Origin of the sequence: Vreelandella olivaria (assembly GCF_023507745.1) — a bacterium.
GTDB lineage: Bacteria > Pseudomonadota > Gammaproteobacteria > Pseudomonadales > Halomonadaceae > Vreelandella > Vreelandella olivaria_A.
The window spans coordinates 62,803-75,402 of the sequence record NZ_JALPZO010000155.1 but is presented as its reverse complement, the minus strand read 5'-3'; the positions used below and the strand labels follow the sequence as shown (position 1 = coordinate 75,402).

At 52.2% G+C, this 12,600-nt stretch carries 15 protein-coding genes; 11 read left to right on the top strand and 4 right to left on the bottom strand.

All coding sequences use genetic code 11. The annotated features are described in order from the left end of the window. Nucleotides 1-15 precede the first annotated feature (15 nt). Both hisG and hisD read left to right on the top strand, forming a co-directional pair. A complete protein-coding gene (gene hisG / locus HP566_RS18580; protein ID WP_249978804.1) occupies nucleotides 16-669 on the top strand; it encodes an ATP phosphoribosyltransferase in 654 nt (217 codons plus the stop codon). A gap of 13 nt (nucleotides 670-682) precedes the next feature. Next, nucleotides 683-1,990 carry a histidinol dehydrogenase gene (gene hisD, locus HP566_RS18575; protein WP_249978803.1) on the top strand — a complete coding sequence of 436 codons (1,308 nt, stop codon included), beginning with the start codon at nucleotides 683-685 and terminating at the stop codon, nucleotides 1,988-1,990. 34 nt (nucleotides 1,991-2,024) lie between these two features. On the opposite strand, the gene HP566_RS18570 is transcribed toward hisD, so the two are convergent. Continuing rightward, nucleotides 2,025-3,269: a Do family serine endopeptidase gene (locus HP566_RS18570; protein WP_249978802.1), complete on the bottom strand. Its 1,245-nt coding sequence runs from the start codon at nucleotides 3,267-3,269 to the stop codon at nucleotides 2,025-2,027. A gap of 138 nt (nucleotides 3,270-3,407) precedes the next feature. Between HP566_RS18570 and HP566_RS18565 the strand changes: the two genes are divergently transcribed. Next, nucleotides 3,408-4,169, top strand: a complete 762-nt coding sequence (locus HP566_RS18565; protein WP_249978801.1) for a Nif3-like dinuclear metal center hexameric protein — start codon at nucleotides 3,408-3,410, stop codon at nucleotides 4,167-4,169. Nucleotides 4,170-4,236: 67 nt separating this feature from the next. Here HP566_RS18565 and HP566_RS18560 read toward each other — a convergent pair whose 3' ends face one another. After that, on the bottom strand, nucleotides 4,237-4,680 hold the full coding sequence (locus HP566_RS18560) for a ZapG family protein (RefSeq protein WP_249978800.1): 444 nt from the start codon (nucleotides 4,678-4,680) through the stop codon (nucleotides 4,237-4,239). Nucleotides 4,681-4,896: 216 nt separating this feature from the next. Between HP566_RS18560 and zapE the strand changes: the two genes are divergently transcribed. From zapE to HP566_RS18520, 8 genes are all read left to right on the top strand, one after another. Continuing rightward, a complete protein-coding gene (gene zapE, locus HP566_RS18555; protein WP_249978799.1) occupies nucleotides 4,897-6,078 on the top strand; it encodes a cell division protein ZapE in 1,182 nt (393 codons plus the stop codon). A 220-nt stretch (nucleotides 6,079-6,298) separates the two neighbouring features. Then, complete coding sequence (rplM, locus tag HP566_RS18550) at nucleotides 6,299-6,727, top strand: 50S ribosomal protein L13 (RefSeq protein WP_016913499.1); 429 nt, start codon at nucleotides 6,299-6,301, stop codon at nucleotides 6,725-6,727. Nucleotides 6,728-6,740: 13 nt separating this feature from the next. Beyond that, nucleotides 6,741-7,130, top strand: a complete 390-nt coding sequence (gene rpsI, locus HP566_RS18545; protein WP_044629966.1) for a 30S ribosomal protein S9 — start codon at nucleotides 6,741-6,743, stop codon at nucleotides 7,128-7,130. A gap of 207 nt (nucleotides 7,131-7,337) precedes the next feature. Further along, nucleotides 7,338-7,928 carry a ubiquinol-cytochrome c reductase iron-sulfur subunit gene (gene petA / locus HP566_RS18540; protein WP_249978798.1) on the top strand — a complete coding sequence of 197 codons (591 nt, stop codon included), beginning with the start codon at nucleotides 7,338-7,340 and terminating at the stop codon, nucleotides 7,926-7,928. Then, nucleotides 7,928-9,187: a cytochrome b gene (locus HP566_RS18535; RefSeq protein ID WP_249978797.1), complete on the top strand. Its 1,260-nt coding sequence runs from the start codon at nucleotides 7,928-7,930 to the stop codon at nucleotides 9,185-9,187. The genes petA and HP566_RS18535 overlap by 1 nt, the downstream gene beginning before the upstream one ends. Further along, entirely contained in the window at nucleotides 9,187-9,954 is a 768-nt protein-coding gene (locus HP566_RS18530) for a cytochrome c1 (protein ID WP_249978796.1), read from the top strand. The genes HP566_RS18535 and HP566_RS18530 overlap by 1 nt, the downstream gene beginning before the upstream one ends. A 150-nt stretch (nucleotides 9,955-10,104) precedes the next feature. Continuing rightward, nucleotides 10,105-10,731: a stringent starvation protein SspA gene (sspA, locus tag HP566_RS18525; protein WP_249978795.1), complete on the top strand. Its 627-nt coding sequence runs from the start codon at nucleotides 10,105-10,107 to the stop codon at nucleotides 10,729-10,731. 62 nt (nucleotides 10,732-10,793) lie between these two features. Beyond that, nucleotides 10,794-11,282 carry a ClpXP protease specificity-enhancing factor gene (locus HP566_RS18520; protein WP_249978794.1) on the top strand — a complete coding sequence of 163 codons (489 nt, stop codon included), beginning with the start codon at nucleotides 10,794-10,796 and terminating at the stop codon, nucleotides 11,280-11,282. Between the two features lie 102 nt (nucleotides 11,283-11,384). Here HP566_RS18520 and HP566_RS18515 read toward each other — a convergent pair whose 3' ends face one another. Next, the gene (locus tag HP566_RS18515) at nucleotides 11,385-11,957 is read right to left on the bottom strand and encodes a BON domain-containing protein (protein ID WP_249978793.1); all 573 of its coding nucleotides are present in this window, start codon (nucleotides 11,955-11,957) and stop codon (nucleotides 11,385-11,387) included. 41 nt (nucleotides 11,958-11,998) lie between these two features. Then, nucleotides 11,999-12,592: a phosphoheptose isomerase gene (locus tag HP566_RS18510; RefSeq protein WP_249978792.1), complete on the bottom strand. Its 594-nt coding sequence runs from the start codon at nucleotides 12,590-12,592 to the stop codon at nucleotides 11,999-12,001. Nucleotides 12,593-12,600: the final 8 nt, after the last annotated feature.

Sequence of the window (12,600 nt, the reverse complement as noted above, 5' to 3'; positions counted from 1 at the left end):
CCATTGGCCGATACAATGAGTAAGCAACTGATTCTAGCCCTTTCAAAAGGGCGTATTCTGGACGAAACGTTGCCGCTTTTGGCGGATGCGGGTATTACCCCCGCAGAGGATTTAAGCAAAAGTCGCAAGCTGCTGTTCGATACTAACCTGCCCGATGTAAAGCTGGTTGTGATTCGGGCAACGGATGTACCCACCTACGTTCAACTGGGGGCTGCGGACTTAGGTATTGCAGGCAAGGATGTACTGCTGGAACATGGGGTCGAGGGACTTTATGAACCCCTTGATCTTAATATTGCCCGCTGCAAATTAATGACCGCTGGTGTTTCCGGTTTGCCTCCTTCCCACGCCCGCCGCCGGGTAGCCACGAAGTTTGTTAATGTGGCGCGCCGCTACTATGCCGAGCAGGGTATACAGGCGGAAGTTATTAAGCTTTACGGTGCCATGGAGCTGGCGCCGCTGATGAATCTGGCCGATGAAATTGTCGATATCGTCGATACAGGTAATACCCTGCGTGCCAATGGTATGGAGCCACGTGAGTTAATTGCGCATATCAGCACCCGGCTGGTCGTGAATAAAGCGGCCATGACCATGAAGCATGATCGCATTAAGCCGTTACTGGCTCGTTTGGATGGTGCTGTAAAGCAGCGCCAGGCACAGCTTACTGAATGACGCGAGGTTTTCCATGAGCGATAACACGATAGCTCGACTCTCAACGGCTGACACGGCGTTTCATCAGCGTTTAGATACGCTTCTGGACTGGGAAGGTGTTTCGGATAAGGAGGTGCAGACGCGCGTTGAAGAGCTTCTGGCGGATGTAAGGCTGCGCGGAGATGATGCGGTTATTGAGGCAACGAATCGCTTTGACCGACTGTCAGTAAATCATATGGATCAACTGCGCCTTTCTGCTGAGCAGCTAAAGGCGGCATTTGATGGGTTGCCGGATCAGCAGCGGGATGCATTGACCGTAGCCGCTGAGCGCATCAAACGTTACCACGAGCGCCAAAAACCCAGCTCCTGGCAGTATGAAGAAGCTGATGGCACCTTACTGGGGCAGAAGGTGACACCGCTGGATCGGGCAGGTATCTATGTGCCAGGTGGAAAAGCTGCCTATCCCTCCTCTGTATTAATGAACGCTATTCCTGCCCATGTGGCAGGTGTTCGAGAGATTGTCATGGTGGTGCCAACCCCGGATGGTGTATTGAATAACCTTGTGTTGGCGGCGGCTCATTTGGCGGGTGTGGACCATGTGTTCACGATTGGGGGAGCTCAGGCGGTGGCGGCGCTTGCCTATGGCACCCAAAGCGTTCCCCGTGTTGATAAAATTGTGGGTCCCGGCAATATCTATGTGGCAACTGCGAAGCGAGCGGTTTTTGGTCAGGTGGGCATCGATATGATTGCAGGGCCTTCGGAAATCCTCGTGGTTTCTGACGGTAAAACCGATCCTGACTGGCTGGCGATGGACCTGTTTTCTCAAGCTGAGCATGACGAAGATGCGCAGGCGATTCTGGTCAGTTGGGATGCCGCTCATCTTGATGCAGTAGAGGCTGCTATTGAGCGGCTGTTGCCTACTCTGGAGCGAGAAAGCATTGTGCGTGCCTCATTAAGTCGTCGGGGGGCACTCATCCTTTGCCAGGATAAAACCGAAGCGCTTGATCTTATTAATCGCATTGCGCCAGAGCACTTGGAGCTTTCTGTTGAAGCGCCAGCGTCGTGGCTTGACAATATTCGCCATGCGGGGGCGATCTTCATGGGGCGCTATACAGCAGAGGCACTCGGTGATTACTGCGCTGGCCCTAATCATGTCTTGCCCACCTCGGGAACTGCGCGCTTTTCGTCTCCGCTGGGGGTGTATGACTTCCAAAAGCGCTCGTCGCTTATTCACTGCTCTGCAGAGGGGGCGTCTGAATTGGGCAAAGTGGCCTCTGTGCTTGCCAGGGGAGAGTCGCTGACCGCCCATGCGCGGTCAGCGGAGTACCGTATTAGAGATTGAGGCGAGACTGATTGATGTATGGGAAGCGAAGCGGTTAGGAGCCGCTCTGGCGCTCGCCTGAAGTGGCATTGGTAGGTACTGGCCGTTCGCCAACCTCCAGTGTCATTTCCATACGCTCACCGCTGCGTACAATGGTTAACGGTAGCGAAGTGCCCGGTGGAACGGAAGCGATATCGCTCATGGTCGCCCGCGCATCCATAATAGCTTGACCATCTATTGAGAGCAGTACGTCTCCAGGCTGTAGTCCCGCTTCAGCAGCTGGCCCACCGCTCACGACTCCCGCTACGATCACACCCTGCGGGGTACGTAAGCCAAATGATGCCGCCAGCTCGCGGGAAAGAGCTTGGGCCTCAATACCTAACCAGCCGCGTATCACGCGTCCTTGCGTTACCAGCTCGTTGAGGATGCTATGCGCCAGATTGGCGGGAATGGCAAATCCTATGCCTTGAGAGCCCCCCGAGCGGGAAAAAATGGCAGTATTAATGCCCACTAATGCTCCGTCGGGATTTATCAGTGCGCCGCCTGAGTTGCCGGGATTAATCGCGGCATCGGTTTGAATAAAGTCTTCATAAGCATTAAGGCCCAGGTGGCTGCGTCCCGTTGCACTGATAATGCCCATGGTAACGGTTTGACCAACGCCAAATGGGTTGCCTATTGCCAAAGCGACATCCCCGACCGCTACCCCCTCTGAGTCGGCCAGCTCAATAATTGGCAGGTTATCAAGGTTGATACGCAGTACGGCAAGGTCGCTCTCAGGGTCAGTGCCGACCACTTCCGCAAGGGTTTCCCGGCCATCGCGAAGAGCCACTTGGATTTGATCTGCCCCGCTAATGACGTGGTGATTAGTCAATACATACCCATCTTGACTCACTATAACGCCTGATCCCAGGCTGGAAAGCATGCGCTGATGAGTGGTGGCATCGTCACCGCTAAAAAACTGTTGGAAGAAGGGGTCCGACATTAATGGATGCTGATCGCGCTCAACAATGCGTGATGAATAAATGTTCACGACGGCGGGAGCCGCCTGGTTGACGGCGCTTGAATAACTGGTAGGTCCCTGATTGCGCGCCAGTGGTTCTGCCTGGCGAATTTCAGGTGCTGGCCGGTTTGGTGCCTGCTCACTGGTGGTGGACACTAAGGAGGGGGGGGCTTCAACAGTGGGTGGCGGAGTTTGCTGAAAAGGGTTGGGTATTTTTTCCGGGAAAGCAAGTAGTGCCAGGGCAGCCAGTAGCAGCCCGGTGATAATCGGCCATAAATAGGGCAGCACAAAGCGGTGCATGCAAAAATTCCTCAGCGGGTGGAGGTCTTAATCATCGTGAGGTTCGCGATAACGCGATGCGAGTTTTACAATACCTATATGGTAACACTTTATCGTTCTCTTCCTCATGCCAGGCAGCGAATCAATTAAGGAGTCAATGTGAATCATCGTGACCAAATAGTAGCCGCGTGCGACCATCAATTGCGAGCCTCGCAATTTAAAGACTTTACCGTTAATGGCCTACAGGTACAGGGGCGTGACACGGTAACGCGCGTTATGTCTGGCGTGACTGCCTGTCAGGCGCTTTTGGAGGAGGCCGTTGCCTGGCGGGCTGATTTGGTGTTGGTGCACCATGGCTACTTTTGGAAGAACGAACCGGTAGCCATCACAGGCATGAAGCAAAAACGTATAAAAACGCTTTTATATCATAATATTAACTTATTGGCTTATCATCTTCCCCTTGATGCCCATGCCGAACTGGGTAATAACGCTGAGTTGGCCAGACGGCATGGCTGGAAAGTGGAGGGGTGCCTGGATGGTGAGTTGGGGGAAGGGTTACTATGGTCAGGGCGTCTTGCTGAGCCGCAGCATATTGATGCGCTGGCTCAGCAGATGACATCGGTACTTCAGCGTGCCCCGCTGGTGGTTGAAGCGCCTGGGGTGGGGGAGGTAGACAGGATTGCGTGGTGCACCGGGGGTGCCCAGGATATGATAACGGCTGCCTATGAGGCGGGGGCGCAGGCGTTTATATCGGGTGAAATATCTGAACGTACTACCCATCTTGCGCGTGAAATGGGGATTCATTACATTGCTGCCGGGCATCATGCCACAGAGCGTTACGGTGTTCAGGCGTTGGGTGAGTGGCTGGCAGGCGAATATGGGGTTGAGCACCGCTTTGTCGATATAGATAACCCAGCTTGAGCGTTAAAGCGGTGGTGCTATTGGTACCACCGCTGTGTTGCTATGCCGCGTGATGATGTTGCGTGCCTTAATAGCGGGGCGGTTGCGGGGTTGAGGCGTCTTTTTCTTTGGCGCTTTCTTTTAAGCCAAAGTCTTCGGAGAGTGTGCCTCCCTTGCCATCCGCATAATCTCGCGGTGTCGTGAGTGTATGATCAATATCAGTGATGCTCGGCGTTATAGAGCCTGTCACTGCTATCTTGCCAAGCCTCCATTGAGCGGTATCCTCTTCAAGCTGCTGCTCAAGTTGGTCTGCCTCAGCGCGAATGTTTTCCAGGCGTTGGCGAACGTCTGTAATATGGCTACCCATTGCTTTTTTGAGTTCAGCAATTTGGTGCTCACGCTCTAACAGCGTTTGCCTAAGGGCAGTGCTTTTGCGTTCGCCTTTACTAAATAGGCGATAGCAGGCCATGCCAAGAATAAAGCCAATGATGATCCCAACGATCGCAAAGGTGAATGGCGAGTTTGCTTCCACGGTGTTCTCCCTGAAACTTGATGCGCTCCACCTGGAGCATGTACCGGTGGTGCACTTACGAAACAAGGCCCATTATAGGCGTCTGCGTGCCTGTTCGGTCAATCCGCTCATGCGCCTGGCTGTCGAGCAGCGTATAATCAGCCTCTTTTGTGGGGCAGGCCACGGGTTGGTTTCAGACTGCGAGGCGTGTGCAAAATGCTGTGGGAGGCGAATGGGATGTCATCAATATCTGCACAACAGAAGGTGGGGCGGGTTCAAAGGCTAACCCCGCTTGAACGTTATCGCAACGACTTACAGCGCGACGACTTTCAATATGACCCGGCCCAGGAAGAAGCAGTTAAACACCTTCAGCGGCTTTATGATGATTTGGTGGCAGCACCGACAGCGGTGCCCAAGGCAATGGTGGCTAATAAAGGCCTTAAAGCCAGAATGGCAGGACTGATAGGTAAAAAGAAGACATTGGATGAGCCTGTATTGCCGCAGGTACGAGGTCTCTATTTTTGGGGTGGCGTAGGGCGTGGCAAAACCTATTTGGTGGATACATTTTATGATGCGTTGCCATTCCCGGATAAAATGCGAACGCATTTTCACCGCTTTATGCAGCGGGTGCATAACGAGCTGACCCATTATAAGGGGGAAAAAAACCCCTTAACACTCATTGCCGGTAAATTTGCCACTGAAGCCAGAGTTATCTGTTTTGATGAGTTTTTTGTTAAAGACATTACCGATGCAATGATTCTGGCCAACTTGTTGGAGGCAATGTTTGAGCGTGGTGTTGTACTGGTCGCCACGTCAAATATTGTGCCTGATGATCTGTATAAAGATGGCTTGCAGAGGGCGCGGTTCATGCCCGCCATCGATCTTGTGAAACGCCATTGTGACGTCGTAAATGTCGATTCGGGGGTGGATTACAGATTGCGTGCCCTGGAGCGCGCCGAAATTTTCCACGCTCCGCTTGATGAGGCCGCAGAGCGTGAGCTTGCACGTAGCTTCAGAGAAATAGCCGGGCACGCAGGAGAGGCTGGGGCACCTTTGGAAGTGAACCACCGTGTGCTTCAAACTCGCCGGTTGCATGAGGATGTGGCATGGTTTGAATTTGCTGAGCTATGTGATGGTCCCCGCAGTCAGAATGACTATATTGAGCTTGCCCGGGAGTTTCACACTGTTCTGGTGTCAAATGTCATACAAATGGACGCCAAAACTGACGATCAGGCACGTCGCTTTATTAATATGGTGGATGAGTTTTATGACCGCGGCGTTAAGTTGTTAATGTCGGCTGAGCAGCCCGTAGAGTTGTTATATACCGATGGTAAGTTAACGTTTGAGTTTCAACGTACCCTGTCACGCTTGCAGGAGATGCAGTCCCAGGAGTACCTTGCTCTGCCCCATAAACCTTAAGTGGGTGATACGTTGGCATGGTGGGGCGTTGATAATGGCAGCCAGGGCGAACGATATATTAAAAAAGTGGTGATGGTGCTTAACTTGCCAATGGAGTTGCTGTAGAATGCCGCCTCGCTGCATGTTGTTGGCGTCAGTCGGCAACCAAAAAAAATAGGGATGGTGCTTCACCGCCTGGCGGTGTTAGTGACCCAATACACTTAATCTGGTGATTTCCTCCATGAAGACGTTCAGTGCTAAGCCGCAGTCCGTCCAGCGCGACTGGTATGTTGTCGACGCTACGGACAAAACGCTCGGTCGTCTGGCAACCGAGATTGCTCGCCGCCTGCGTGGCAAGCATAAGCCCGAATTTACCCCTCACGTTGATACTGGCGACTACATCGTCGTTATCAATGCAGAGAAAGTCCAGGTAACCGGTAACAAGGCGAAGGCTAAAACCTACTATCGCCATACAGGTTACCCAGGCGGTCTGCGCTCCATGACATTCGACAAAATGCTCGACCATGCGCCTGAGCGTATCATTGAGTCTGCTGTTAAAGGCATGTTGCCGAAAGGTCCATTGGGTCGCGCCATGTACTCCAAGTTGAAAGTGTACGCCGGTGCCGAGCATCCGCATGCTGCCCAACAGCCGCTTGAACTGAACATCTGAGGAAATCTTCGCCATGACACAGCAGTATTACGGTACCGGGCGCCGCAAGACTTCCACCGCTCGTGTGTTTCTAAAGCCGGGTTCCGGCAAAATCACCGTTAATAACCGTGAGCTTGATCAGTATTTTGGTCGCGTTACCGGACGTATGGTGGTTCGTCAGCCTCTTGAGCTGACCGAGACTCTGAATCAGTTTGATGTATACGTGACGGTTGAAGGGGGCGGTGGCTCCTCTCAGGCTGGTGCTATTCGTCACGGTATCACCCGTGCACTGATGAACTATAACGAAGATCTGCGTCCCACGTTGCGTGCTGCTGGTTACGTAACACGTGACGCACGTCAAGTTGAGCGTAAGAAAGTCGGTCTGCGTAAAGCACGCCGTCGTCCGCAGTTCTCTAAGCGTTAATTTTGCGCTATGCTTGAAAGCGCCCAGGTCAACGACCTGGGCGTTTTTTGTTGGAATATCAAAAAATTATAACGTTCATACCACCATGGTCACGGGTGGTTGTTCTTGTGCCGAGCGTTTTGTTTTTTTAACATAGAGCGTATTTGATATTCGTCGTCGCAAGACGCCTTTGCGACGGATCGGGTAAGCTGATGGGAGAAACCAGAAATGGCAGATAACGGCGTAAACAAGGGTCGGCGCCGTTTCCTCGTGGGCGCCACCTCCGTTGTGGGGGCGGTGGGCGCTGTCGGGGTTGCGGTCCCCTTTGTGGCTTCTTGGCAGCCTAGTGCCAGTGCGTTGGCGGCAGGGGCGCCGGTTCGAGCTAACTTTTCCAAGCTTGAACCGGGGCAGCGTGTCACCATCGAGTGGCGTGGGCAGCCAGTGTGGATCATTAATCGCACGCCTGAAATGATTGAACGTACGGAGAGCCTGGATCCTGGTCGCTTGTCTGATCCAGATTCAGCAGAGCAGCAGCAACCGGATTATATCTCGGGGCCGTTGCGTTCTGTGCGTCCTGAAGTAGGTGTCATGGTAGGGGTTTGTACCCACTTGGGGTGTTCGCCGCTTTATCGCCCTGAACCTGAGGCTGCGGTAACCACTGACTGGCCTGGAGGCTTCTTTTGCCCCTGTCATGGTTCTTACTTCGATCTGGCGGGGCGTGTCTTCCGAAATGTACCCGCACCTACGAACCTTGTGGTGCCCCCTTATCGTTTTGATGGTGATGACATCATTGTTGGTGAAGATGAGGAGGCCGCATAATGGGTAATCCAAATAAAGTCAAAGCTGAACGCGGTATCATGCGCTGGGTCGATGATCGCTTCCCCGCAACGCAGATGATGCAGGATCACCTGACCAAGTACTATGCGCCGAAGAACTTCAACTTCCTCTATATCTTTGGCGTACTGGCGTTACTGGTGTTAGTGAACCAGATTCTCACCGGTGTATGGCTCACCATGAGTTATAACCCATCGGCAGAAGGGGCGTTCCGCTCTGTTGAGTATATTATGCGGGATGTAGAGTATGGTTGGCTGATCCGCTATATGCACTCAACAGGTGCCTCCGCATTCTTTGTTGTTATTTACCTGCATATGTTCCGTGCGCTGATGTACGGATCGTATAAAGCCCCGCGTGAGTTGGTTTGGATATTTGGAATGGCCATTTATTTGCTTCTGATGGCAGAGGCATTTATGGGTTACCTGCTTCCATGGGGGCAAATGTCCTACTGGGGCGCGCAGGTTATCATTTCTCTATTTGCTACCATTCCTGGTATTGGTCCTGATCTTGCCCAGTGGATTCGTGGCGATTTCCTGATCTCCGGTATCACGCTTAACCGCTTCTTTGCACTCCATGTCGTTGCACTGCCCATTGTTATTCTGGCGCTTGTTGTATTGCATATCATTGCGCTGCATGAAGTAGGGTCGAATAACCCCGATGGCGTTGAGATCAAAGAGAAGAAAGACGAAACTGGCAAGCCACTTGATGGCATACCTTTCCACCCTTACTACACGGTAAAAGACCTGGTGGGGGTTGCGGTATTCCTCTTTGTCTTCGCGGTTGTACTGTTCTACTTCCCTGAAGGGGGAGGATACTTCCTTGAGCGGCCTAACTTTGAGCCTGCTAACCCGATGGTAACGCCGGACCACATTGCACCAGTTTGGTACTTTACGCCGTTCTATGCCATTTTGCGCGCCATCACGTTTGACTTCCTCGGCTTGCGTGCAGAGTTCCTTGGTGTATTGGCCATGGGTGGGGCGATTGCCATTCTGTTTGTGTTACCTTGGCTGGATCGTAGTCCGGTTAAGTCGATACGCTATAAAGGTTGGCTATCGCGCATAGCGCTTGTGATTTTTTCGGTCAGTTTCGTAGTGTTGGGGGTGTTAGGTGCGATTCCTGCCACACCAGCGCGTACTCTGACTGCCCAAATCTGCACGTTGCTGTACTTCGCTTTCTTCATATTGATGCCTGTTTACACAAGCATTGAGAAGACTAAACCCGTTCCGGAAAGGGTGACTGGCTAATGAAAAAGCAACTGTTCGCACTGCTATTCGCGTTGGTGCCTCTTATGGCTATCGCGGCACCGGGGCCTGACGTGCCTTACTCAATGACGCCTGATCTGCAGGATAAAGAGTCGTTGCAGCGTGGTATGCAGCTGTACGTCAATTATTGCATGGGGTGTCACTCGCTCGAACACCAGCGATTCTCCAGGGCTGCGGCTGATTTCGATATGCCGCAAGACTTGGTTGAGGAGAATCTGATCTTTTCATCTTCGCTTGCGTTTAACGATTTAATGCAGACTACCATGCAGCGTGATGATGGCGATAACTGGTTCGGTGCGGCTGCCCCGGACCTGACGCTGCACGGCCGCCTGCGTGGTGCCGACTGGATCTACTCTTACCTGCTGAGTTTCTACCGTGATCCCAGCCGCGCGACGGGTGTTAACAATGCGGTCTTCGACCTGGTGGCGATGCCGAATGTTCTGGAGCCGCTGCAAGGTGTGCAGGAGATGGTGTGTACTGAGACTGACCAGCCTGTGCCTGGTCAGTCGCCAGACCCACTTTCTGGCAAATACCAGTCATGTGATGTACTACAGGTGACTCAGCCCGGCTCAATGGAGCCAGCGGAGTTTGAGGAAGCGGTATATGACTTAACCAACTTCCTGGCATACGTTGGTGAGCCTTCCAAGCTACAGGCGCAGACGTTAGCTCCTAAAGTGCTGATTTTCATCTTTATTTTTGGTGTGATTGCCTATTTCCTGAAGCGTGAGTACTGGCGAGACGTTCACTAATTAGGAGTTGTTGATTGGCAGTGTGGGCGCACGGCGAAAGTCGTGCGCCTTTTGCTTGTCCTGTCCGTGGTAAGACAAAGCCGGCTACCTTCCCCTTAGGTGGTGCTGACGTGTTATTATTCTGAATTGTTTTGATGCGAGGATGCTTTCATGGGTGTTGTGGCCAAGCGGTCGTCAATGATTTTTTACTCTGGTAGTAATGATCATTTCAGTCATCGTGTACGCATTGTTCTGGCTGAAAAAGGGGTTGCTGTCGATATTGTTGAAGTGGTCGATGAACAGCCACCTGAAGAATTAGCAGACCTCAACCCGTACAATAGTGTGCCTACACTATTAGATCGTGACTTGGTGCTCTATGAATCAAAAGTCATGATGGAGTACTTGGATGAGCGGTTCCCGCATCCGCCACTGCTGCCGGTTTATCCGGTTGCGCGGGCTCAAAGCCGCCTTTGGATGCATCGTATTGAGCGCGAATGGTGCCCGATGCTTGAGCAAATTCGTAGTGGTGGAAAGAAAGAAGCAGAAAAGGCGCGTAAGGAATTGCGTGAAAGCCTGATTGGTATTTCACCAATTTTTGAAGATATGCCTTATTTCATGAGCGAAGAGTTTACCTTGGTCGATTGCTGTCTGGCGCCGATTTTGTGGCGTTTGCCAGAGCTGAACATCGAGTTACCTGAAAAACAGGTTAAACCGCTTCTTGGCTACATGACGCGGGTGTTTGAGCGTGAAGCGTTTAAAGCATCCCTGAATGAGCGTGAAAAAGAGATGCGCGCTTGAATTCATATGGCCCCTTTGCTCAGTGAGGGTGGGGGCCTTACTTGCAAGGAGGAGGGGGTCTTATGAAGTCGAGCCGTCCCTATCTCGCCCGAGCCCTTTATGAATGGTTGCTGGATAATGAACTCACGCCCTATTTGGTCGTCGATGCAACGCAGCCAGGGGTCGAAGTGCCGCGCCAGTTTGTTCAAAACGGTCAGATCGTGCTGAATGTAGCCCCAACGGCAGTGCGTGATTTATTCATGGAAAATCAGGCAATTGGTTTTAATGCGCGTTTTGGTGGGCAGCCGATGCAGGTGATGATTCCTACGCCTGCGCTAATTGCTATTTATGCGCGGGAAAATGGCGCGGGCATGGTCTTCGGTCATGAGCCCGAGTTGGGTACCGCAGAGTTTGATGATACTCAGCTGGAAGACAGCGAGTCAGACGCCACTGCTGAAGCATCCAAGCCGGAACTTACCGTAACGGAGCCGCTTCCTGAGAAAGACGAAACGTCGTCCGAGAGCAAGCCACAAAAGCCTAAGAAAAAACCGACGCTACGTGTAGTGAAATAGAGCCAACTACAAAGGGCTTGATTCAAAACCGGCAGCAATAAAAAGGCCTCACATGGCGATAGCATGTGAGGCTTTTTTTTTTGGAGATGGCTACAACTATCGTTAGTCGATATATTCAAACACTTTGACAATACGCTGAACACCGCCCACCGATGACGCTGCGTTCACGATTCGGTCAGCCTCTTCCCGTGTCACCATGCCCATCAGATAAACGCTGGCATTTTCAGTTGTTATTTTCAATTTCGATGAATCAATGCGGTCATTGGTGGCCAGATGACTAATGACGTTAGTGGTTAGCCATGTATCAGTCAGGCGTTGGCTGGCTGGCAGGCGTGCTGCAATAGTGAGTTCGTTATGCACTTCATTAACACCACGCAATGAACTGGCCACTTCGCCTGCTTTGGTGCGCAGTTCTTCACTTGGCACCTGGCCTACCAGCAGTAATGTGCCGTTATAGCTATGCGCGCGGATGCGGGCGTCGCCAAGGCGGGCATCTGCGCGTGCGAGGGCGCGTTCGGCTTCGCGTTCGATGGTGCTATCCACTGCTTCCACGTCTTGGCTGCGCTGCCCATAATTATCGGGATTAGAAGCTGAATTATTGGCGCAGCCACTGAGTAAGACAGCACTACATATAGCCGCTAAAATTAGTTTGCGAGAAGAAATACGCAGGGTCATAACAATGACTCCTTTTCATAGTGAGTAAATAAGCGGCGTGCTTAAACGGTGCCGCCAAATAACTGTTCGTCAATTAAATCACATAAACAGTGGATGACCAGTAAGTGAACCTCCTGAATACGGGCAGTTGAGGTCGCGGGAACACGAATTTCACAATCATCCTGGCCTAAAAGCGATGCCATATTGCCGCCGTCGCGCCCTGTCAGTGCGACAACCGTCATGTCGCGGTCGTGGGCTGCTTGAATCGCCTGGACAATATTGGCGGAATTGCCACTGGTTGAGATCGCTAATAAAACATCTCCAGGCTGCCCTAAGGCACGAATTTGCTTTGAAAACACCTCGTTATAGCTATAGTCATTGGCAATGGAGGTAAGTGTGGAGGTATCGGTGGTTAGCGCCAGGGCGGGAAGGCTTGGGCGTTCACGCTCAAAGCGGTTAAGTAACTCAGAGGAGAAGTGCTGACTGTCACCTGCGCTTCCACCATTGCCGCATGCCAGAATTTTTCCTTCGTTTACCAGACACTGCACCATCATTTGGCTGGCTACTTCAATAAAGGGTGGCAGCACTTCGCTGGCATAGGTTTTCGTATCAATGCTGGCATTGAAATGGTTGAGTATGCGGGATTGAAAGTCCATTAGGGCTT

What these genes read in the sequence shown, in the direction of transcription:
- hisG (WP_249978804.1), top strand. Translation starts at nt 16, where the DNA reads ATGAGTAAGCAACTGATTCTAGCCCTTTCAAAAGGGCGTATTCTGGAC.
- hisD (WP_249978803.1), top strand. Translation starts at nt 683, where the DNA reads ATGAGCGATAACACGATAGCTCGACTCTCAACGGCTGACACGGCGTTT.
- HP566_RS18570 (WP_249978802.1), bottom strand. Translation starts at nt 3,269, where the DNA reads ATGCACCGCTTTGTGCTGCCCTATTTATGGCCGATTATCACCGGGCTG.
- zapE (WP_249978799.1), top strand. Translation starts at nt 4,897, where the DNA reads ATGTCATCAATATCTGCACAACAGAAGGTGGGGCGGGTTCAAAGGCTA.
- rplM (WP_016913499.1), top strand. Translation starts at nt 6,299, where the DNA reads ATGAAGACGTTCAGTGCTAAGCCGCAGTCCGTCCAGCGCGACTGGTAT.
- rpsI (WP_044629966.1), top strand. Translation starts at nt 6,741, where the DNA reads ATGACACAGCAGTATTACGGTACCGGGCGCCGCAAGACTTCCACCGCT.
- petA (WP_249978798.1), top strand. Translation starts at nt 7,338, where the DNA reads ATGGCAGATAACGGCGTAAACAAGGGTCGGCGCCGTTTCCTCGTGGGC.
- HP566_RS18535 (WP_249978797.1), top strand. Translation starts at nt 7,928, where the DNA reads ATGGGTAATCCAAATAAAGTCAAAGCTGAACGCGGTATCATGCGCTGG.
- HP566_RS18530 (WP_249978796.1), top strand. Translation starts at nt 9,187, where the DNA reads ATGAAAAAGCAACTGTTCGCACTGCTATTCGCGTTGGTGCCTCTTATG.
- sspA (WP_249978795.1), top strand. Translation starts at nt 10,105, where the DNA reads ATGGGTGTTGTGGCCAAGCGGTCGTCAATGATTTTTTACTCTGGTAGT.
- HP566_RS18520 (WP_249978794.1), top strand. Translation starts at nt 10,794, where the DNA reads ATGAAGTCGAGCCGTCCCTATCTCGCCCGAGCCCTTTATGAATGGTTG.
- HP566_RS18515 (WP_249978793.1), bottom strand. Translation starts at nt 11,957, where the DNA reads ATGACCCTGCGTATTTCTTCTCGCAAACTAATTTTAGCGGCTATATGT.
- HP566_RS18510 (WP_249978792.1), bottom strand. Translation starts at nt 12,592, where the DNA reads ATGGACTTTCAATCCCGCATACTCAACCATTTCAATGCCAGCATTGAT.